This window comes from Brevundimonas sp. GW821-FHT02A10 (assembly GCF_059422025.1).
Genome location: NZ_JBWKWC010000003.1, coordinates 196,622 through 218,598 on the forward strand (window position 1 = coordinate 196,622; position 21,977 = coordinate 218,598).

The window sequence follows — 21,977 nt, forward strand, 5'->3', positions numbered from 1 at the left end:
GTTTATCGCCGTCCGTCCAGCGCGGCGGAGACCGCGGCCGCCGCCGCCTCGGCCCCCTGAAGCGTCGGGTGGAAGGGCGCGCCGTTCTGGCTGGGCCAACCGCTGGTCCAGGGCGAGACGGAACAGGCGTGGTGATCGGCGCCCAGCGCATTCATGTCGACGAGGATCGCCCCGCCCTCTTTCGCCGCCGCACGCGTGGTCTCGGCCAGCCGCGCGCCGACCTGACGCATCATATCGGCCTCAGCGACGGTCAGGCTGATGTGGGCGCAGGTTCCCGACGGCGGCAATATGGCCGGATAGGTGGCGACCACGACCGTGGCGTTCGGCGCGCGCTGATGGATCGCTTTCAGCGTCGCGACCAGCTCGGCCTGCAGACCGGCGTAGTCGCGGTCCGCCGGAGACTTCGGTCCCTTCCACAGGCGTCGCACCGTCCAGCCGAACAGGCTGTCGGCCTTGCGCGCCGCCAGCAGGGACAGGTCGCCGACATAGCCGATGTCATTGCCGCCGACGGTCAGGGTCACCAGACGGGTGTCGGGGCCAATCGTGCGGATCTGTGGTCCCTGGAAGAACTGGCCGCCCTTGAGGACATTCTTCGTCACCGCCCCGCCGCAGCTCATGTCAGTGATGGCGATGCGACGCAGACGGGCGAGCTGCTGCGGATAGCCGTTGACGCTACGGGCGCAGAGCAGCGGACTGTCCTTCACGAGTTTTCCAAGCCCCGCGCCGGCGGCGTAGGAACTGCCCAGCGCCACATAATCGTGCGGTCCGGCCGGGGTGCGTCGCGCCTGCATCCAGACGAAGACGGTCGCCAGAACGACCACCACCAGCAGGATGAGGAGGACGCAGAGGCAGCCCCGTGCCGCCCAGCGCGACTTCCGCGATCGTTCAGCCATGGTCGGGGCTCGTCAGCACGGCGCGCACCGGGGCGTTCATCATCGAGATGACGAAGCCAGCGAAGGAGATCACGCCGGTCGCCACCCCGACGATGGCCAGGGACAGACCCAGATGGCTCTCGCCGCCCAAGGCGCGGCTGCCGAGCGTCACCAGTATCGGCGACAGGCCCAGACCGATCAGGGCGCCGAGGATCATGAAGGCGCCGAGGCAGACGCCACGCTCCTCATTGGGCACCAGAACGGCGATGGCGGTGGCGGTGATCAGGCCGGTCATGGAGCCGGCGATCAGCAGCACGAACAGGACGCCTGCGAAGACCGGTACGCTGGTCATGATCGGGAACAGGGCCGCGGGAATGCCGATGGCCGAGGCGATGACCGCCCCGATCATGATGCCGCCGCGGATCGAACTCTTGTGTCCCCGGTCGGCGACGAAGCCGGCGACCACCGGCCCGAGAACGCCCGCGAGCAGAAGGATGCCGCCGAGCAGGCCGCTCGCCTCCCCCACGCTCATGCCGAGGTCGCGCTGCATCACCGGCACGGCCCAGACGCCTGCGGCGGCGTCGGCCATGATCACGCTGATCTGGCCTACGAACAGGGGCAGGAGGAATTTCCAGCGACGCAGCAGGGCCTGGACCAGCGGCTTCAGGGTCTTGCTGGTGTTCTCGACCTCGTGACGCGCGGGCTCGCGGACCAGCAACTGAAGCAGCAACATCGCGGCGCTGGCCAGACCGAAGACGAGGGAGGTCTCGCGCCAGGGCGTCAGGGCGATCCCCGGCAGGCTGAGGTTTCCGGAGAAGGCGGTGAACAGCGCCCCGCCGATGACGAAGGCCAGCGCCGGCCCCAGCGTATTGCCCATGCCGAGGAAGAGCATGGCCCTGCCCCGCTGCTGGGTCGCCGACATGTCGGCCAGCACCGAGATGGCCACCGGCACCAGGCTCATGGTGCCCAGCCCGGCCAGCATCCGCGTCACGAACAGGGTGGTGAAGTCGTTGGCGAAGGCCGAACCGACCATGCCGACGGTCCAGCACAGGCCCAGAACCAGCATGATCCGGGCGCGATTGGTGTGGTCGGTCAGCCAGCCCAGCGGAATGGCGATCAGGGCCATGGGCAGGGCGGCGGCGATGCCCTGGATCAGGCTGATCTGATAGTCGGTCAGGCCCAGTTCGGCCTTGGCGGCCTCCTGGAGCGGCGAGAAGGCCAGACGCACCATCCCGGCCATCAGGATGATGGTCGAGACCAGAATGACCGCGCCCCAGGCAGTTCTCCGGATCGGGCCGGCGTCGACGACGGGCCCCGCGTCTGAAGTCGGCAGATCGATGGTGGTGTGCATGTCCCGGCTTCCTCGCCACGCCGGATTTGCCCGGTCGTTGGCGACCAGAGCTACGCCCGCCCCGCCCGGCCCGAAACCTCGGTCAGTGTGCTGAATGGAAGTCTCAGTTGGCGTCGCGATCCGCAGCCGTCCCGTCAGGCCACCGCCTTGGCCGCTTCGCCGTCGAGAAGGAGCCGCAGCCGGCGGGACAGTCCGATCTGCTCATACGGCTTGTCGATCACGTCGAACTCATGCGCCTCCTGCAGGCCATTCTCGCCGACATAGCCCGAGGTCAGGAGGATGTGCATCCGCGGGAACCGCTCGACGGCCTTTCGGGCCAGCTGGATGCCGGTCATGCCGCCGGGCATGACCACGTCGGAAAACAGCAGGTCATAGGGCCCGGAGCCTTCCAGCCGATCCAGCGCCTCGGCGGCGTTCGAGGCCGTGTCGCAGCGATAGCCCTGCGACTCCAGCAGGTCGACGCAGAGGTTCAGCACCTCGGGATCGTCCTCCACGATCAGCACCCGCTCCGACGCCTGGGCCAGGGTCTCCGGCTCCGCCTGGGTCCGGCTTTCCGCGGGCTCGGCGCTGCGCGGAAGGCTCAGGGTGAAGGCGGCGCCGCGGTCCAGCGCCGTGTCGACGGTCACCTCCCCGCCCGACTGCCGGACAAAGCCATAGACCTGTGACAGGCCCAGGCCCGAGCCCTTGCCGACGTCCTTGGTGGTGTAGAAGGGTTCGAAGATCCGCGCCGCGACCTCGGGCGCCATGCCCGCCCCCGTATCGCTGACGGTGATCAGGACACGGCCGTCCGCCTCCTTCCCCTCGGCGCCGGTCCCGACCCGGATCGACAGCGTGCCCTCCCGCGCCATGGCGTCGCGGGCATTGACCGCGAGGTTGAGCAGCGCGTTCTCGAGATGCGTCGGATCGACATGGGCGCAGACGGCGGCGTCGGACAGGGTCAGATTGAGCGTCACCCCCTCGCCCACCGCCTGCTGCAGCAGAGGGGCGAAGTCGCGCACCAGGCCGTTGAGCTCGACCACCACCGGGTTCAGCTGCTGGCGACGCGAGAAGGCGAGCAACTGACGCGTCAGGGTCTGTCCACGCTCGGCGGCCTGGCGGATGGCGCCGACCTGCCGGGTCTGCTTCTCGTCGGACAGGCCCCGCCGCAACAGGATGTCGGCATTGCCGAGGACCACGGTGAGCAGGTTGTTGAAGTCGTGCGCCACGCCGCCAGTCAGCTGGCCCACCGCCTCCATCTTGCGGGCCTGGGTGAGCTGCTCCTCCAGCGACCGCCTGTCGGTGACGTCCAGGATGGTGCCGATGATCTCCATCCCGTCGCCGTCATGGCGGGGCGCAAGGACGCCTTGGTCGAGGAAGACGCGGTAGTTCCCGTCCGCGCAGAGCCAGCGGTATTCGCAGGCGTAGGCGCCGGTCTCGGACGCAGCCAGGAGGCAGTCCGCGACCGCCGACACATCGTCGGGGTGGATGCGGCCCAGACCGATCTCGGGCTCCTCGACGAAGCGCATCGGCGCGAAGCCGGTCATCGGCGTGATGCTGTCGCTGACGAACAGGGCGCCGAAGGGATGGGTCGGAGCGCGCGAGGTGAAGACGATGGGCAGCGACTGGAGGATGGCGTCCTGACGCGCATGACTGCGACGCAGGGCGGCCTCGGCCTCGCTCTTCTCGGCGCTGACCCGGGCGTTCTCTTCCAGCAGCCGGCGGCTCTGGTCGGCCTGACGGCGCACCTCCAGCGTCTTGAGATAGAGATCGACCAGGATGGCGACCTTGGAGCGCAGGATGAACGGGTCCGCCGGCTTGAACACCACATCCACGGCGCCCGCGGTATAGGCCTGGAAGATATGCGCCTCGTCACGGAAGACCGCCGTGACAAAGACGATCGGCGTGTCGCGGGTCCGCGGGTGTTCGCGGATCAGCCGGGCGGTCTCGTAGCCGTCCATTCCCGGCATGTGCAGGTCGAGCAGAATGACCGCGAACTCGTTGGTCAGCAGGCAGCGCAGGGCCTCCTCGCCGGACCGGGCGATGATCAGTTCATGCCCCAGCGAGGCCAGGGCTTCGGTCGCGGCGAAGGCGTTGCGCTCGTCATCATCGACGATCAGCACCTTGGCCGTAAGCGGCGGGGATCCGAGCTTGTCTGAAGCTTCCATCCTAGCCGGCCGCCGGTTCTGGCGCGGCCATCAGGGTCTGGGACGCAAAGCGGGTGGCGTCGGTGCGCTGGATGGCCACCCGCATCACCGAAATCAGATAGTCGATGTCCACGGGCTTGGAGACATAGTCCGACGCCCCGGCCTGGATGCATTTTAGCCGGTCGCCCTTCATCGCCTTGGCGGTCACGGCGATCATCGGCAGGTTGGCGAAGTTCGACAGCGAGCGGATCTCCTTCATGGTCTCATAGCCGTCCATGTCGGGCATCATGATGTCGACCAGAACGACATCGACCTCCGGATGCTGACGCAGCAGGTCGATCCCGGCGCGGCCGCTTTCCGCATAGTGGAGATCGACGCCGAACTCCTCCAGCGCGCTGGCCATGGAGAAGATGTTGCGGATGTCGTCGTCGATGACCAGCACCGTCCGTCCGGTCAGGATGGCGTCTTCCTTGCGAGTCTGGGCCAGGGTCGCGCGGGCCGATTCCGACAGCCGGTCGGTCGGCTCGTGCAGCATCAGTGTGGCCTGCTCGACCAGTTGGTCCGGCGTCCGCGCCAGCCGCAGATAGCCGGCGAACACCGCCAGTCTCAGCCGCCGCTCGTCCTCGGCCGACAGGGCGCCGGCGGCGTAGACGACCGCAGGACGTTCCGCCGTCTTCAGATAGTCGATCAGCTCGCCCACCGAGGCGGCGTCGACCTCGATCACCAGACTGTCGCTGGCCAGGGCGGGCAGTTTGGCCAGGTCCTTGAGGCGCGCCACGCGGGTGACGGCGCCGAAGCCCGCCTCCAGCGTCGCGACCGCCTCGGCGCCCTTGCCGACCAGGACCAGACGCCTCTCCGACGTCGCCACAAAGCGGCGAACCTCGTCGAGCCCCGCGACAACCCCCTCCCGGTCGACCGGCTTAGCGGTGAAGCCGAAGGCGCCGATGGCAAGGCCGAGGCCGGCCTGATCGTCGGCGGAAATGACGTGCACCGGGATGTGACGCGTCTCGGGCGTCCGTTTCAGCAGATCGAGCAGCGCCAGCCCGTCCATGTCCGGCAGGCCGACGTCGAGCATGATGGCCTGTGGCGCGTAGCGTAGCGCGAGCGACGCCGCCGTGATCCCCTCGCGGGTGATCACGCCCTTGAAGCCGCAGTCGTGGGCGAGGGCCAGCAGGATCGATCCGAAGCGCGGATCATCCTCGACGATCAGGACCACCGCATCCTCGGGCGACAGGGTTTCACGGTCGTCGGTCACGGGCTCGACCACGTCCTCGACCATTTCGGCGGGCGCGCTGCGGACCGTGACCTGCTTCATCGGCTCGCGCGTCGACGGCGCCTGGGCCAGGGCCGGGGTGAAGGCCAGCGGCAGATACAGGGTGAAGACGCTGCCCTGGTCAGGCTCGCTCTCGACCTTAAGCTCCCCGCCCAGGGTGCGGGTGATTTCGCGGCTGATGGAAAGACCGAGGCCCGTCCCGCCGTATTTGCGGCTGGTGGTGCCGTCGGCCTGCTGGAAGGCCTCGAAGATGATCCGCTGCTTGTCTTCCGGAATGCCGATGCCGCTGTCCTGAACGGAGAAGGCGACGACGCTGTCGGCGGCCGCCAGATGCTCGTTGCCGGGCGTCCAGCCGCTCTCGACCCGGGCGACGCGCAAGGCCACCGAGCCCGCCGCCGTGAACTTGAAGGCGTTCGACAGCAGGTTCTTGATGACCTGCCGCAGCCGCTTGTCGTCGGTGTAGATCGAGGCCGGCAGGGTCGGATCGATGTCGATCGTGAAATCCAGCTTCTTGTCCTGCGCCAGCTGGGCGAAGGTCCGCTGCATCTGCTCGCGCAGGGAGGCGAACGGCGTGTCGCTGACGTCCAGGGTGACGGTGCCGGACTCGATCTTGGACAGGTCGAGAATGTCGTTGATCAGACCCAGCAGGTCCGAGCCGGCGGCGTGGATATTCTTGGCGAACTCGACCTGTTTGAGCGTCAGATTGCCCTGGGTGTTCTCGCTCAGCATCTTGGACAGGATCAGCAGGCTGTTCAGCGGCGTGCGCAGTTCGTGGCTCATATTGGCCAGGAACTCGGACTTGTATTTCGACGTCAGGGCCAGCTGTTCGGCCTTTTCCTCCAGGGCGAAACGGGCCTGTTCGACCTCCCGGTTCTTGGCTTCCACCTGCTTGTTCTGGGTCGACAGCAGGATCGCCTTGTCTTCAAGCTCGGCGTTGGACTGCTGCAACTCCTCCTGCTTGGCGCGGAGCAATTCCTCGGACTGGCGCAGCGAGGCCGCCTGCTGTTCCAGCCGGTCGTTGGTGGTCTTGAGCTCGCCCTGCTGGACCTGAAGCTCGGCCGTCAGCAGCTGCGACTGGGACAGCAGCCCCTCGGTGCGCATGTTCGCCGCGATCGTGTTCAGAACGATCCCGATCGATTCCATCAGCTGGCTCAGGAAGGACTGGTGGGTCTCGGAGAACTCTCCGAAGGTCGCCAGCTCGATCACCGCCTTGACCTCGCCCTCGAACAGGGCCGGCAGGACGATGATGTTCAGGGGCGCGGCGCTGCCCAGACCCGAGGCAACCCGGATATAGTCCTGGGGCACATTGGTCAGAAGGATGCGCTCCTTCTCCTTGGCGCACTGGCCGATCAGGCTCTGCCCCATGCGATAGGTGCTCGACAGCAGTTCCCGCTCGGTCGCGGCATAGGCGGCCGCCAGCACCAGGATGGGCTCTTCCTCTGCGTCCCGGTCGGAGACGTAGAAGACCGCGTGCTGGGCGTTGATCAGCGGCGCCAGCTCCGACAGCACCATGTTCGACACCGTCGCCAGATCGCGCTCGCCCTGCAGCATGCGGGTGAAGCGGGCGAGGTTGGTCTTCAGCCAGTCCTGCTCGGTGTTCTTGAGCGTCTGATCCTTCAGGTTCCGGATCATCTCGTTGATGTTGTCCTTCAGCGCCGCGACCTCGCCCGAGGCTTCGACGGTGATGGACCGGGTCAACTCGCCCTTGGTCACCGCGGTCGAGACCTCGGCGATGGCGCGGACCTGTGTGGTCAGGTTGCCGGCCAGCTGGTTCACGTTGTCGGTCAGATCGCGCCACAGGCCTGCCGCGCCCGGCACCCGCGCCTGGCCGCCCAGCTTGCCCTCGATCCCGACCTCGCGCGCCACGTTGGTCACCTGGTCGGCGAAGATGGCTAGGGTCTCGATCATGCCGTTGATGGTGTCGGCCAGGGAGGCGATCTCGCCCTTGGCGTCAACGGTCAGCTTGCGCTTCAGGTCGCCGTTGGCGACCGCGGTCACGACGTCGGCGATGCCGCGCACCTGACCGGTCAGGTTGGCCGCCATGGAGTTCACATTGTCGGTCAGGTCCTTCCAGGTCCCGCCGACGCCTTCCACCCTCGCCTGCCCGCCCAGCTTGCCCTCGGTGCCGACCTCCTTGGCCACCCGGGTCACTTCCGAGGCGAAGGCGTTCAGCTGGTCCACCATGACGTTGATGGTGTTCTTCAGCTCCAGAATCTCGCCCTTCACATCGACGGTGATCTTCTTGGACAGGTCGCCCTTGGCCACGGCGGTTGTGACTTCGGCGATGTTACGCACCTGACCGGTCAGGTTGCCGGCCATGAAGTTCACATTGTCGGTCAGATCCTTCCAGGTGCCGGCGACGCCCTTCACATTCGCCTGACCACCCAGCTTGCCCTCGGTGCCCACTTCACGCGCCACCCGGGTCACTTCCGAGGCGAAGGCGTTCAGCTGGTCCACCATGGTGTTGATCGTCGACTTCAGCTCCAGGATTTCGCCCTTCACATCCACGGTGATCTTCTTGGACAGGTCGCCGTTGGCGACAGCGGTCGTGACCTCGGCGATGTTGCGCACCTGGCCGGTCAGGTTGTCGGCCATGGAGTTGACGTTGTCGGTCAGGTCCTTCCAGGTGCCGGTGACGCCCGTCACCTGCGCCTGACCGCCCAGCTTGCCCTCGGTGCCCACTTCGCGCGCCACGCGCGACACTTCCGAGGCGAAGGCGTTCAGCTGGTCCACCATGACGTTGATGGTCGACTTGAGCTCGAGAATCTCGCCCTTCACGTCCACGGTGATCTTCTTGGACAGGTCGCCGTTGGCCACCGCGGTCGTCACTTCGGCGATGTTCCGGACCTGACCGGTCAGGTTGGCCGCCATGAAGTTCACGTTGTCGGTGAGATCCTTCCAGGCCCCGCCGACGCCGCGCACATTGGCCTGACCGCCGAGCTTGCCCTCGGTGCCGACCTCGCGCGCCACCCGCGACACTTCGGAGGCGAAGGAGTTGAGCTGATCCACCATGACGTTGATGGTCGATTTCAGCTCCAGGATCTCGCCCTTCACATCGACGGTGATCTTCTTGGACAGGTCCCCGTTGGCGACGGCCGTGGTCACCTCGGCGATGTTCCGGACCTGACCCGTCAGGTTGTCGGCCATCAGGTTGACGTTGTCGGTCAGGTCCTTCCAGGCGCCGGTGACGCCCTCCACCTGGGCCTGACCGCCCAGCTTGCCGTCGGTGCCGACTTCCTTGGCCACGCGGGTCACTTCCGAGGCAAAGGCGTTCAGCTGGTCCACCATGACGTTGATGGTGTCCTTCAGCTCCAGCACCTCGCCCCGGACCTGCACGGTGATCTTCTTGGACAGATCGCCCTTGGCCACTGCGGTGGTCACCTCGGCGATGTTACGCACCTGACCGGTCAGGTTATCGGCCATCAGGTTGACGTTGTCGGTCAGGTCCTTCCAGGTGCCGCCGACGCCTTCCACCCTCGCCTGCCCGCCCAGCTTGCCTTCGGTGCCCACTTCGCGCGCGACCCGGGTCACTTCGGAAGCAAAGGCGTTCAGCTGGTCGACCATGGTGTTGATCGTGGACTTGAGCTCGAGGATTTCGCCCTTCACGTCCACGGTGATCTTCTTGGACAGGTCGCCCTTGGCCACCGCGGTCGTCACCTCGGCGATGTTCCGCACCTGACCCGTCAGGTTGGCCGCCATGAAGTTCACGTTGTCGGTCAGGTCCTTCCAGGTGCCGGCGACGCCCTTCACGTTCGCCTGACCACCCAGCTTGCCCTCGGTCCCGACCTCGCGCGCCATCCGGGTCACTTCGGAGGCGAAGGAGTTGAGCTGGTCCACCATGGTGTTGATGGTGTTCTTGAGCTCCAGCACCTCGCCCTTCACGTCCACGGTGATCTTGCGGCTCAGGTCACCGTTGGCGACGGCGGTGGTCACCTCGGCGATGTTGCGCACCTGACCCGTCAGGTTGGCCGCCATGAAGTTCACATTGTCGGTCAGGTCCTTCCAGGTGCCGGCGACGCCCTTCACGTTCGCCTGACCGCCCAGCTTGCCCTCGGTGCCCACTTCACGCGCCACCCGCGTCACTTCCGAGGCGAAGGAGCCGAGCTGGCCCACCATGGTGTTCACGACCCGGCCGATGCGCAGGAACTCGCCGCGCAGGGGCTGCTCCTCGTTCTCCAGATCCATGGTCTGCGACAGGTCGCCCTTGGCCACGGCGCCGATCACCCGCGCCATTTCGGCGGTCGGGTGGACCATGTCGGCGATCAGGGTGTTCACCGCATCGACACTGGCGGCCCAGGAGCCCGTGGCGCCTGCCACCTTGGCCCGGTGATTGATCTTGCCCTGCCGCCCCACAATTTCGCCGAGTCGATTGAACTCCCTGCTCATTCCGTCGTTCAGCTCAACGACGTCGTTGAAGGCTTCGGCCAGATCGCCGTCCATCCCGGTCAGATCGTCGGGCAGGCGGACGGAGAAATCGCCACGCCGGAACGCCCGGAGCGCGGCGAGAAGCTGGCGGTTGTCGAGGGTGGGTTGAGCCACGGCGGCAGCGGTCATCATGCGCTCACTACAGACAGGGCCACGGCCCGGAAATCGGCCTGAACCCGCAAGCAGCGAACACGTGGGACATGACGACGGGGGCGTCTCCGCTCCGAAGCCCGACCTGAATGTAGCGCTGTCCCCGTAAGCCCCAACCAACCCAAACAAACCCACCAACCCGCCGTCGGGTTCCGTACGCCGGCGAAAACTTCGCGGGTTGCGTCGGGGGCCGGACTCGCTAGCCTCCGGCCCGCTGAAACCGATGCCGAAAACGCGGCGACACCGGAAAGGCCCAGTGGCTTCAAACACCCTCGGCGACGAGCTGATCTCCTTTATCGACGCGGCGATTCCCTCCGTCTGGGCGCTCGATCTGATGATCCTGATGCGGGACGATTCCAGCCGCGTCTGGTCGTCTGACGCCCTGGTCATCGCCCTGCGCGCCAGCGATCAGATCGTCACGGAAAGCCTCAGGTCCCTCGAGCGCGCGGGCGTCGTCGTCACAGAAGGCGCGGACTGGCGATACGCCCCTCCCGCCGCGATCGACGGACTTTGCGCCGCCATCGAAGCGACCTACCGTGATCGTCCGGTGTCGGTCGTCAACGCCATCATCCGGCGTCGGGCGGGCTCCCTGGCGACGTTCGCGAACGCCTTCCGGCTTGGGGGAAAGCACAAATGACAGAACCCGGTCCGCAGATCGTCTACGGCCTGTGCCTGCTCGCCAGCATGGTGTGCGCGGTCCTGCTCAGCCGGGCCTGGTGGACCTCACGCCAGCCCCTGCTGTTCTGGAGTGCGATCTGCTTCGCCCTTCTGGCGCTCAACAACCTGTTCGTGGTTCTGGACATGGTGATCTTCGCGGACATCGACTTCACCCTCGCCCGCCAGATCAGCGCCCTGGCCGCCGTCGCCACCCTGCTCTACGGCTTCGTCTGGGAGAGCGAGCGATGAGCGCTTTGGCGCCCGGCGCGATCGTCATGGGCTACGCCCTGGCGAGCCTGTTCTTCCTGAAGTTCTGGCGGCGGACGCGTGACGGCCTGTTCCTCGCCTTCTCCGCCGCCTTCCTGCTGATGGCCGCGACGCCCTGCCTGACCGCGATCCTGCACATTCCCAAGGAAGAGCAGAGCCCCTTCTATCTGCTCCGGCTGGCGGCTTTCCTGCTGATCATCGGCGCGATCGTGGCCAAGTCGGTCAGGAAGCCGCCAACCGGAGACACGTCACTCCCCGACTGACGAGGCCACGCCGGGACGAGGCCCGCCGCGCCTGACCAGGGCTGCGCCCAGCGCCGGCAAGACGATCAGCGTCAGCAGGGTCGCGGTGATCAGGCCGCCGATGACGACCGTCGCCAGCGGTTTTTGCACCTCGGCCCCGGCTCCCGAAGCGAAGGCCATGGGCGCGAAGCCCAGCACCGCCACCAGGGCCGTGGTCAGGACGGCGCGCAGCCGCCCGACCGCCCCCTCGACCACTGCCGTCTCCGGCGCGATCCCCGCGTCCAGCCGCTCGCGGATGCCCTGCATCAGCACCAGCCCGTTCAGGGTCGCCACCCCCGACACGGCGATGAAGCCCACCGCTGCCGAGATCGACAGCGGCATGCCTCGCGCCAGCAAGGCCAGCGCCCCGCCGACCAGCGCCAGAGGCACGCCCGCGAACACCAGCCCCGCGTCCTTCCACGACCTCAGCGCCAGCACCAGCAGCCCGCCGATGGTCAGGAAGACGATCGGCACGATCAGCCCCAGCCGGGCCGAGGCTCGTTGCAGGTTCTCGAACTGCCCGCCCCAGTCCAGCCAGCCGCCGGGCGGGGGCGCGACCTTGCCGTCGATCGCCGCCTGCGCCTCCTTCACGAAGCTCCCCAGATCGCGGCCGCGGACATTGGCCTGAACGACGATCAGCCGCTTGCCATTCTCTCGACTGATCTGGTTCGGCCCCTCAGCGGTGTCGAACCGGGCGACGGCGGACAGGGGCACGGTCGGGGCTCCGGATTCGGCGTCCTCGGGCATGACCGGCAACTGGGCCATGACCGCCGGGTCGTTCCTCAGATCGTCGGCCAGCCGGACGACGACGTCGAAGCGCCGGTCGCCCTCATGGACCTGACCGGCCTCGCGTCCCGCCAGGGCGATGGCCAAGGCGTCGGCGGCGTCGGAGGCATGGATGCCCTGGGCCGCTGCGAGCGTCCGGTCGACCCCGGCTGTGATCGTCGGCTGGCCGCTGATCTGCTCAACCTTGACGTCCGCAGCCCCCTCGATATCGCGCAGGATGCCGGCGACCTGATCGGCCGTCCGGCTCATGGCCGCGAAATCGTCGCCATAGACCTTGACCGCGACGTCGGAGCGAACTCCGGCGATCAGCTCGTTGAATCGCATCTGGATCGGCTGGGTGAACTCATAGGCATTGCCCAGCAGCTTGCCGAGCTGGCCCTCCATCCGCTCAACCAGCTCGGCCTTGGGCAGGTTCGGGTTCGGCCAGTCCTTGCGGTCCTTCAGGATGACGAAGGTGTCCGAGATCGAGGGCGGCATGGGGTCCGACGCCACCTCCGCCGTCCCGGTGCGGGTGAAGACCCGTTCCACCTCGGGCATGCCCTTCAGGGTCCGTTCGACACGGAACTGCATCGCCTGGCTCTGTTCCAGCGAGGTGGAGGGCACGCGCATGGCCTGAACCAGCACATCGCCCTCGTCCAGCGTCGGCACGAACTCTCGCCCCAGCATCAGGAAGGCCACGACCCCGGCCAGAAGCGCGACGCCCGCGCCCGCCAGCACGGCGCGCGGTCGAGCGACGGTGGCCTCCAACAGTGGCCGGTAACGACCCTTGGCGGCCCGGGTCAGTCGCGTCTCCTCGTGGTCTTCTTTCGGTTCCTTCACCCACAGGGCGGCCATGGCCGGCACGAAGGTGAAGCTCAGGACGAAGGCGGCCAGGAGCGCCAGCATGACGGTCGCGGCCATCGGCCCGAACATCTTGCCCTCAACCCCTTCGAACATCAGCAGGGGCGCATAGACGAGAAGGATAATCGCCTGACCGAAGGCGGCGGGCCGTGCCATCTCCCGCGCCGCCTCTGCCGCCACCGAAAGCCGCTCGGCCACGGTCAGCGGCCGTCCGGTTTCATGCCGTTTCAGTCCGAGCCGCCTCAGGGTGTTCTCGATCACCACCACGGCGCCGTCGACGATCAGGCCGAAGTCCAGCGCCCCGAGGCTCAGCAGATTGGCGCTGATCCCGAACCGGTTCATGGCCGAGGCCGCGAACAGGAAGGCCAGCGGGATCACCAGGGCGGTGATGATCGCCGCCCGCACATTGCCGAGCGCCAGGAAGAGCACGGCGATGACCAGCAAGGCTCCGAGCGCCAGATTGTGCTCCACCGTCCTGATGGTGGCCTCGACCAGTTCGGTCCGGTCCAGCGCGGGAACCACGGCGACGCCGGGCGGCAGGCTGGGCGCAATGGCCCTGAGCCGTTCGCCGACCCGGTGCGCCACCTCGCGGGAGTTCTCACCCTGCAGCATCAGGGCGGTGCCGACCACGGTCTCGCGGCCGTCGGCGCTGGCCGAGCCCAGACGCGGCGCCCGGCCGGTTTCGACCACGGCGACGTCCGACACCCGGATCACCTGCCCGCCCCGGTTCAGGATCGGGGTCTCGGCCAGTTCGGCCAGCGACTTCACCCGCGCGTCGGCGCGCACGATATAGGCCTCGCCCGCCCGGTTGACGTAGCCGGCCCCGGCGATGCGGTTGGCGTGCTCCAGCGCCTCGACCAGTTGCACCAGACCGACGCCATAGGCCGCCAGCCGCGCCGGATCGGGATGGACCGCATATTCCTTGACGTATCCGCCGAGCACATCGACCCCGGCGACGCCCGGCACGGTCTTCAGCTGGGGCGCGACGATCCAGTCCTGCACGGTGCGCAGATAGGTCGCCTTCTCGGCATCGCTGACCAGCCGCTCCCCTTCCGGAGTCACATAGGGCACGCCGGTCTGCGCGGCCGCTCCCTTGAACTCCAGTGTCCAGATATAGACCTCGCCCAGACCGGTCACGACCGGTCCCATCGAAGGTGACAGGCCACCCGGCAGGTCCTCCCGCGCCGACTGGATGCGCTCGTTGACGAGGTTGCGGGCGAAATAGATGTCGGTGCTGTCGGCGAAGACGGCGGTGATCTGGGAAAAGCCATGGCGCGACAGGGATCGCGTCCCGGTCAGGCCGGGCAGGCCCGCCAGCGCCGTCTCCAGCGGGAAGGTGACCTGCCGTTCCACCTCTTCCGGCCCCAGGGCGGGGGCGACCGTGGTGATCTGCACCTGACGGTTGGTGATGTCGGGCACGGCGTCGATGGGCAGCTTGAGCAGTTCGCGCGCGCCGAGGACAGCGAGGACGCAGGCGATGCCCACGACCCACCAGCGGAAACGCACCGAGGCGTCGATGATCCGGTCCAGCATGATCAGTGTCCGTGCTCGGCTTCGCCCTTGGCCAGTTCGGCCTTGAGCAGGAAGGCGCCGGTCCCGGCGATGCGTTCGGATCCGGTCAGGCCGGAGACGATCTCGGTGCGGCCCCCGGCGATGCGGCCAGTGACGACCGGGCGGGCGCGGAACCCCTGCCCTTCCACGACGAAGACGGCGGGTTTGCCTTCGACGGTCTGTACGGCGTCCGTCGGCACGGTCAGGCCCTGCCCGCCGTCGCCGGACACCCGGGCGGACACCACCGTTCCCGCCGGCGGGGGAGCGCCTTCGATGCGGGCGCGGACCAGCACCACCCCGGCCTCCGTCGCCGGCGCGATGGCCGTCACCGTGCCGGCTACGGCCCTCCCGTCCGGCGTGCGGCCCTCGACGGCGTCGCCGACCCGCAGCAGGGCCGCCGCCGCCGGCGGAGCCTCGAAGGCCAGCTCGACCCGACGGGCGTCGGACACTGCCGCCACCTCCTGATCCTCTTCGTGCAGCACCTGACCCGGCGACGTGGTCAGGCGGGTGACGACGCCGGCGATCGGACTGCGCACCAGCACCAGCCCGTCCGCGCCCGGCGCGCCATAGGCGGCGGCTCTCGCCCGCGCGGCGCGCAGTTCGGCATCGGCGCGTCGGGCCTCCGCCTCGGTGATGTCCAGCCGGGCCCGGGCGATAAAGCCCCGCTCGAACAGGGCGCGGTCGCGGCGCAGGGCCGCCGTGGCCACCTCGGCCGCGGCGGCCGTCGCCTCCGTCGAGGCCCGCGACGCGGCGCCCTCCGGACTACGCAGGGTGACGAGCACCGCGCCCGCCGCGACCCGGCTGCCCGGCCCGACGTGGACCCGGACGACGGTCCCCGGCAGGGGCGCGTCCACCACCGCCTCCGCTCCGGGCATGGTCTGCACCCTACCCGGCAACATCAGTTCGGAGCCTCCGCCCCGCGCCACCTCGACGATAGTCACGCCCGCCGCAGCGGCGGCCTGGGGTGACAGGGCGATGACGCCTTCCGGCGCGGCCTCTTCGTGGTCTTCGGCCTCGGCGGGGTTCGCCGGCCGGGGCTCAAGCCAGCGGGCCGCGCCGAAGCCGCCTCCCAGTCCAAGGCCGAGAGCGGCGATGACGGCGGCGCCGGTCATCAGCCAGTGTCTGTCGATAGTCATTCAAGGTCTCGCACGGTCCGGCGAGGCGTGTTTCAGCCTTCGGCCGGACACTCAGGGTCCACGGATGCGTCGCGCACGAGCCAAGGCCCTGGTGCACGGCGGCGATGAGGGGGACGCCTCAGCCCCGTGGAGGGCGGTCGAGACCTTCAGGCGCGCCCAGCGGAACCCCGGCGATGTGGGTCCAGGACACGGGCGACCGGAAGCGGAGCGGCGCCAGAACAGGCCGGTCCTCGCCCGGCAGGGCGACGTGGGACGCGTGGCAGCAGCCGTGCAGGCAGGCGGGGCCGCAATCCCGGCACCCGTCCGATTCCGGCGCGGGCGTCCGGGCCACGGCCGTGGCGGCCTCGGGCGCGGCGCAGGCCAGGGCCTCGCCGGCGGGCACGATGGCGACGAGCGCCATCAGCAGGGCGCCGAGCACCCCGAACCGCCGCAGAATCTGTCGCGCCGCCTTCAGCATCCGCTCCGGATAGCACAGGATGCCGCGCCCCGTCGCGCCTGCGACGTTTCGCCCTTTCGGCAACTTCGATACAGGTGGCCGCCATGACGACTCTGAATCTCCAACTCGACGACCGCATCCTCTGGATCCGGCTCGACCGCCCGGACCAGCTCAATGCCTTCAACGAGGCCATGGGCGACGAGCTGGAGGCGGCCTTTATCGACGCCAGCGCGAACGACGCCGTGGGCGCGATCATCGTCACCGGGAACGGCCGCAGCTTCTGCGCCGGCGCCGACCTCACCCGCGCGGACAATGTCTTCGCCCTGGACGAGACCGCGCGGCCCGACCTGGCCATGCTCCGCGAGCGGTTCGACAAGCCCTATGTGGTCCGCAATATCCGGGACAAGGGCGGCCGCGTCGCCCTGGCGATCCATAACTGCCGCAAGCCCGTGATCGCCGCCATCAACGGCGCCGCCGTCGGCGTGGGCGCGACCATGACCCTGGCCATGGATTTCCGCATGGCCTCGACCGAGGCGAAGATCGGCTTCGTCTTCGCGCGGCTGGGCGTGGTGCCCGAGGCCTGTTCGACCTGGTTCCTGCCGCGCCTCGTGGGCCAGCAGCAGGCCCTGGAGTGGTGCCTGACCGGCGACATCTTTGATGCCGCGACCGGCCATGCGGCGGGGCTGATCCGCTCGGTCCACGCCCCGGATCAGCTACTGGCCGAGGCCGAGGCCTTCGCGCGGCGGCTGATCAAGGACCGGTCGCCGGCCGCCGTCGCCCTGACACGCCAGATGCTGCGCCGGAACCCGGCCCTGCCCAGTCCGCTGGAAGCGCATCTGATCGAGAGCCTGGCCATGTTCGACATGAGCCAGGCCGACGGCAAGGAGGGCGTCGCCGCCTTCATGGAAAAGCGCAAGGCCGTGTTCACGGACAAGGCCTCTGCCCTGCCGGGCGGTCTGGAAGCCCTGTTCGGCGACTGACGCAGGTCAATGCAGGGTCGGCCCGGGCGTTCCGACGGTCGAGCAGCAGCCGATCATGGCCTCGACGAACTCGGGAATGGCCGACCGGAGGTCCACGCCGTCCATGTGCGCGAAATAGGCCTCCGCCACCTCCTGCCAAGCCTGCAGCAGGACGCGTCGCCCGGCCTCGGCCGTCACCTGTTCGAGATGTTCGATGCCCCGTTCGGCCAGCAGCCGATGCGCGACCTGTCCGGCGTGCTCGGCCAGCAGATGGAAGACATCGACCTCTTCGGGGGTGAGTTCGCTGTAGAGCAAGACGGCCTCCCACGCGGATTCCATGCCCCTGACACAGGGCTCCGCTCGTAGGACGTCGCCGCGCGCACGCGACCTCAGGTTTTTCGAAAGACCGTCGTTTGCCGACGAACGCCATCAGACGCCGGACGGTGGAAACAGGCTGGAACTATGGGATTGGCGACTTCGCCCCCGGAGAGGGGTGGAGGCGACCCGGCTTGGTGACTGGAAAATCCACCGGGCCGCCTGACCAAGGCTTGCCCCCTCAGTCGTTATCTATGAACCATAGAAAACAGGGGTTTGCACCCTCAGAAACGCAGACGTTCCCGTCGCGAGACCGAAAGGACGATCAACCGTTGCACGGCCCACACGGTTGCGACCAGGCCCATACCGACGGCGCCGGCGATGATTTCTTGCGGCATACGACTTCTTCCCCAAGGGCTCCGGAGCCCCCGCTCCGGCCTGACAGCCCTGCGCTATCTGTGGGCCGGTCAAGGCCCGCGCCAAGTCCATACCCCACACACGCGAAACTGGCGCCGCGCCGCTTCGCGGGCATCCGCGACCGCTTGAGATCGCTCCCGTGATCATGTGAAGTCCCGGCGCAGTCAGCAGGAGTGAGTCATGGTGCGTCGGATGGTGGCGATGGTCCTCAGTGCGGCGCTGGCCGTCGGGCCCGGCGGTCTGGCCATGGCGCAGAGTGCGCCGCCCTCTCCCTCCCCTTCTCCCTATGACGCCGTCGATCCCTTCATCGGCACGGCCGGTCAGGGCCACACCTTCCCCGGCGCTGTCGCCCCCTTCGGCATGGTGCAGCTGAGCCCCGACACCGAGCACAAGGTGCTGCGTCAGGGCTACGACTGGGCCTCGGGCTATCGCTACGACGATCCGACCATTCTGGGCTTCTCCCACACCCATTTCTCGGGCTCAGGCCACTCCGACCTCGGCGACGTCCTGCTGACACCTCTGGGGGGCGGCGAGGTGAAGCTGGAGCCCGGCGAGGCCGCGACCCCCGGCTCGGGTTACCGCTCCCGCTACGACAAGGCCTCCGAGGTCGCCGAGCCCGGCTATTACGCCGTCAACCTGACCGACAGCGGGGTCCACGCGGAGCTGACGGCCGGCACGCGCGTCGGCATGCACCGCTACCAGTTCGCTGCCGGCGCCCCGGCCCGGGTCCTGCTCGACTTCCGCCCGTCCATCTACGACTACCCGGGCAAGGTGTCGTGGTCCCGCATCCGCGTGACGCCCGATGGCACGGTCACCGGCTATCGCGAGACGCGCGGCTGGGCCCCCGGCCGCCAGCTCTATTTCGCCATGCGCTTCTCGAAGCCCATGGTCAGCCGCTCCATCCAGAACCGCGAGGAGAATGTCGCCTACAACGGCTTCACCAAGCCCGGCCGCACCCCCGAGGACCGCGCCCAGGTCGAGGGCCGCGCGCTGGAGGCCGTCTTCGACTTCGGCCAGATTGACGGCCCGCTCACGGTCAAGGTCGCTCTGTCGGGAGTTGACGAAGCCGGCGCCATCAAGAACCTCGACAGCGAGGGTGGCGACTTCGATTTCAACGGCTTGCGCGCCTCGACGAAAGCGCAGTGGGAACAGGCCTTGGGCGCAGTCCAGATCGACGCCCCGGCCGAAATGCGCACCACCCTCTACACGGCGCTGTATCACGCCCTGATGGCGCCCAGTGTCATGGGCGACGTTGACGGCCGCTATCGCGGGCCGGATCAGGCCGAGCATACGGCCGAGGGCTTCACCTTCCATTCGACCTTTTCGCTGTGGGACACCTTCCGCGCCGAGCACCCGCTGCTGACCCTCGTTCAGCCCGAGCAGCGCAACGCCGACATGATCAACTCCCTGATCGCGTCCCAGCAGCACAGCCCCTATGGCCTGCTGCCCGTCTGGCAGTTCTCGGGTCAGGAGACCTGGACCATGATCGGCTATCACGCCGTTCCGGTCATCGCCGACGCCTGGATGAAGGGCATCCGCGGCTTCGACGGCGAGGTGGCGCTGAAGGCCATGGTCGCCAGCGCCACCTACCGCCCCTACGGCGGCCTCGGCGACTATATGGACCTCGGCTATGTCCCCATCGACCGGGAGCCGGAGGCCGCGTCCAAGACCGTCGAATACGCCTATGACGACTGGACCATCGCCCGCATGGCCCGCGATCTCGGCCATGCCGACATCGCCGCGACCTTCGAGAAGCGCGCGCAGAACTGGCGGAACAGCTTCGATCTGGAGACCGGCTTCCTGCGCGCCCGCAAGGCCGACGGCAGCTACCGCACCCCCTTCGACCCGACCGCCATCAACTACGGATCCGACTACACCGAGGGCAATGCCTGGCAGTATTCCTGGTTCGCACCCCAGGACCTCGGCGGCATCGTCGGCGCCATGGGCGGGGATGCGGCGACCGTGGCCAAGCTGGACGCCATGTTCGACTTCGACAACTCCAAGCTCGACTACTCCCACGCCGAGGACATCGCCGGCCTGATCGGCCAGTACATCCACGGCAACGAGCCCAGCCACCACTCTGCCTATATGTACGTCTATGCGGGCGCGCCCTGGCGCACCCAGGCGCGGCTGAAGCAGATCGTCGACAGCCAGTACCACGCCCGCCCCGACGGCCTTGCCGGCAACGACGACCTCGGCCAGATGTCGGCCTGGCTGGTGTTCACGGGGCTGGGCTTCTATCCGGTGACGCCCGGCTCGAACCAGTACGTCATCGGTCGGCCGTTCGTGGACCGGGCCGTCCTGAACCTGCCCAACGGCAAGACCTTCACCGTCGCGACCGAAGGCCTGTCGGACGCCCACCCCTACATCGCCTCGGCGACCCTGAACGGCCGCCCCCTCACCCGCAGCTGGATCGGCGACGACGAAATCCGCGCCGGTGGCGAACTCCGCTTCATCATGAGCGCGCGGCCAAACCGCACCTGGGGGGCGGCGCAGGCGGCGCGGCCCTATTCGATGACGGGGTTCGGGCGGTAGCGCCCGGAGGGCGCGCTACGCCTTCACAAATCCCCTGAGCACATTCGCCTCCGTGCTCAGCTGCAGCCGGCCGTAGTCGACACGTTTCGCGTCGGCGAACAGCAGGTAGTAGTATTTCATCTGCTCGGACCACCAGTAGCCGGGGCAGTTGTCGCCCTGCTCCATCGGACGGGTCGTGATGTCCTTCAGCGCCGTGTAGCCAAAGGCCGCCTTCGAGGTGGTTTTCATGTTGCGATAGTGGATGGCGGCCAGACCCCGATACCGGTCGTCACGATCGCCCAGCCACAGGTTCAGGCAGGCGTCGGCGAACTCGGGCCGCAGGCCGGTCCGCTTGGTGCGCGCCGTGCCTGTCGTCACATCGGTCGACTCCGGGATGATGACGTACTTGTCCTGCATGGCCGTATAGGTCGCCAGGAAGTCGTCGCCGGCGGCCTTGAGCCCCACCTGCCCCAGCAGTCCGGCCAGATAGGCGCCCAGCACGGTCTGGGAGGTGTTGGTCACCGCCCCGGTCTCGTAATCGACCATGGGGAACCACAGCTTGCCGTCATAGCGATGGCCCTGGTGCGCGATCATGGCGGCCATACATTCCTCGGCCGCCGTCTTCATCTCCGCGTCGCCGAACATCTCCCAGCTGTCCCAGAGGTATTCGTAGAAGCTGTCCGCATAGACGTCGATCGAGGCGTTGCGGCTGGTGAATTTGCCCGTCTCGGCATGGATGTTGGCGGCCATCAGGCCCAGCGGCGAACGCATGTCCAGTGCGTGCTTCATCGCCCGTTTGGCCGCGGCGTAATAGCGGTCGTCGCCTGTCAACTGGCCCAGCAGGCCGAACTCGGTCGCATAGGTGCCGATCTCGGCGAGGTTGGTCTCGGGATCGCGAACCGCCCCGGTCTTCAGGTTTACGTATCGGTACGGCAGGCCGTGCGGCGAGGCGTCGAAGGCCTTCATCAGCCGGTCGGCCAGATCCTTCGCCTTCTCGAGCAGCACCGGATCGCCACAGGCCAGATGGGCCGACAGCAGCCCGCCGACGAGGCGGATATTGGTCTCGAACACCTGGGCCTCGCCGTCGATGTCGAAGTCGAGGTTGGCCTTGACCCAGTCGACCCCGGCCCGGAACTCGTCGTCCAGCTCCATGATCCACAGGGTGTCCAGCGCCTCGACCAGCGAGAGGCCGAGGTCATGGCCCTCGATGAAAAACGACTGCGACGTGCCCGAGACCGGATTGATCTCGTCCCTGCCCCAGGCCTTGTCGACATAGTGGTCCCAGGCCCATTTGAACTCGGCCTTCACATCGGCGCCGAGAGCCACCCAGTCTTCCGGGGGCGTCCCTTGGCGGGCGAAGGCTGGCGTCGCGGCGGCGGCGGCCATCAGGGCAAAGGTCGAGCGGCGGGACAGGGTGCGCTGAATCATACGCTCACCTTCCGCCAAAGCGCGAAGGCTGGCCAGCGGGATTGAAGGTCTAGCGGGCGGTCAGCAGATGGAAGACGGCGAAGGTCGCAGCCCCGAACGCCAGCACCACGGCCGGGGTCACGATCCGGACGTGCCGGTGCAGAAAGGTGATGAACTCACCAACCATCGCCCGCGCCCTCCAAGACGCTTCGCTTTC

14 protein-coding genes are annotated in these 21,977 nt (G+C 67.9%); 5 read left to right on the forward strand and 9 right to left on the reverse strand.

Translation table 11 applies throughout. From position 1 onward, the window contains the following. Nucleotides 1-2 precede the first annotated feature (2 nt). The 4 genes from AC07U0_RS10530 to AC07U0_RS10545 form a co-directional block, all read right to left on the reverse strand. Nucleotides 3-893: an SGNH/GDSL hydrolase family protein gene (locus tag AC07U0_RS10530; RefSeq protein WP_494719969.1), complete on the reverse strand. Its 891-nt coding sequence runs from the start codon at nucleotides 891-893 to the stop codon at nucleotides 3-5. After that, nucleotides 886-2,223 carry an MFS transporter gene (locus AC07U0_RS10535; protein WP_494719970.1) on the reverse strand — a complete coding sequence of 446 codons (1,338 nt, stop codon included), beginning with the start codon at nucleotides 2,221-2,223 and terminating at the stop codon, nucleotides 886-888. The genes AC07U0_RS10530 and AC07U0_RS10535 overlap by 8 nt, the downstream gene beginning before the upstream one ends. 134 nt (nucleotides 2,224-2,357) lie before the next feature. Next, nucleotides 2,358-4,367 (reverse strand): response regulator, encoded by a 2,010-nt coding sequence (locus AC07U0_RS10540; RefSeq protein WP_494719971.1) that lies wholly within the window; start codon nucleotides 4,365-4,367, stop codon nucleotides 2,358-2,360. A 1-nt stretch (nucleotide 4,368) separates the two neighbouring features. Further along, nucleotides 4,369-10,173: a HAMP domain-containing protein gene (locus AC07U0_RS10545; protein WP_494720277.1), complete on the reverse strand. Its 5,805-nt coding sequence runs from the start codon at nucleotides 10,171-10,173 to the stop codon at nucleotides 4,369-4,371. A 277-nt stretch (nucleotides 10,174-10,450) separates the two neighbouring features. On the opposite strand from AC07U0_RS10545, the gene AC07U0_RS10550 reads away from it, so the two are divergent. The 3 genes from AC07U0_RS10550 to AC07U0_RS10560 are packed head-to-tail and all read left to right on the forward strand — an operon-like array spanning nucleotide 10,451 to nucleotide 11,381. Further along, nucleotides 10,451-10,831: a hypothetical protein gene (locus tag AC07U0_RS10550; RefSeq protein ID WP_494719972.1), complete on the forward strand. Its 381-nt coding sequence runs from the start codon at nucleotides 10,451-10,453 to the stop codon at nucleotides 10,829-10,831. Further along, entirely contained in the window at nucleotides 10,828-11,100 is a 273-nt protein-coding gene (locus tag AC07U0_RS10555; RefSeq protein WP_494719973.1) for a DUF5985 family protein, read from the forward strand. Before AC07U0_RS10550 ends, AC07U0_RS10555 begins: the two co-directional genes overlap by 4 nt. Then, complete coding sequence (locus tag AC07U0_RS10560) at nucleotides 11,097-11,381, forward strand: DUF5985 family protein (RefSeq protein ID WP_494719974.1); 285 nt, start codon at nucleotides 11,097-11,099, stop codon at nucleotides 11,379-11,381. The genes AC07U0_RS10555 and AC07U0_RS10560 overlap by 4 nt, the downstream gene beginning before the upstream one ends. On the opposite strand, the gene AC07U0_RS10565 is transcribed toward AC07U0_RS10560, so the two are convergent. The 3 genes from AC07U0_RS10565 to AC07U0_RS10575 form a co-directional block, all read right to left on the reverse strand. After that, nucleotides 11,367-14,558 (reverse strand): efflux RND transporter permease subunit, encoded by a 3,192-nt coding sequence (locus tag AC07U0_RS10565; RefSeq protein WP_494719975.1) that lies wholly within the window; start codon nucleotides 14,556-14,558, stop codon nucleotides 11,367-11,369. The genes AC07U0_RS10560 and AC07U0_RS10565 overlap by 15 nt on opposite strands. A 2-nt stretch (nucleotides 14,559-14,560) precedes the next feature. Beyond that, nucleotides 14,561-15,712 (reverse strand): efflux RND transporter periplasmic adaptor subunit, encoded by a 1,152-nt coding sequence (locus tag AC07U0_RS10570; RefSeq protein WP_494719976.1) that lies wholly within the window; start codon nucleotides 15,710-15,712, stop codon nucleotides 14,561-14,563. 118 nt (nucleotides 15,713-15,830) lie between these two features. Then, nucleotides 15,831-16,232, reverse strand: coding sequence for a hypothetical protein (locus AC07U0_RS10575; RefSeq protein ID WP_494719977.1), 402 nt, complete (start codon nucleotides 16,230-16,232; stop codon nucleotides 15,831-15,833). A 20-nt stretch (nucleotides 16,233-16,252) separates the two neighbouring features. On the opposite strand from AC07U0_RS10575, the gene AC07U0_RS10580 reads away from it, so the two are divergent. Next, a complete protein-coding gene (locus tag AC07U0_RS10580; RefSeq protein ID WP_494719978.1) occupies nucleotides 16,253-17,128 on the forward strand; it encodes an enoyl-CoA hydratase-related protein in 876 nt (291 codons plus the stop codon). A gap of 6 nt (nucleotides 17,129-17,134) precedes the next feature. On the opposite strand, the gene AC07U0_RS10585 is transcribed toward AC07U0_RS10580, so the two are convergent. Continuing rightward, nucleotides 17,135-17,446 carry a hypothetical protein gene (locus AC07U0_RS10585; RefSeq protein WP_494719979.1) on the reverse strand — a complete coding sequence of 104 codons (312 nt, stop codon included), beginning with the start codon at nucleotides 17,444-17,446 and terminating at the stop codon, nucleotides 17,135-17,137. Between the two features lie 573 nt (nucleotides 17,447-18,019). On the opposite strand from AC07U0_RS10585, the gene AC07U0_RS10590 reads away from it, so the two are divergent. Continuing rightward, nucleotides 18,020-20,374, forward strand: coding sequence for a GH92 family glycosyl hydrolase (locus tag AC07U0_RS10590; RefSeq protein WP_494719980.1), 2,355 nt, complete (start codon nucleotides 18,020-18,022; stop codon nucleotides 20,372-20,374). A 15-nt stretch (nucleotides 20,375-20,389) separates the two neighbouring features. On the opposite strand, the gene AC07U0_RS10595 is transcribed toward AC07U0_RS10590, so the two are convergent. Then, nucleotides 20,390-21,781 (reverse strand): glycoside hydrolase family 47 protein, encoded by a 1,392-nt coding sequence (locus AC07U0_RS10595; RefSeq protein WP_494719981.1) that lies wholly within the window; start codon nucleotides 21,779-21,781, stop codon nucleotides 20,390-20,392. Nucleotides 21,782-21,977 lie beyond the last annotated feature (196 nt).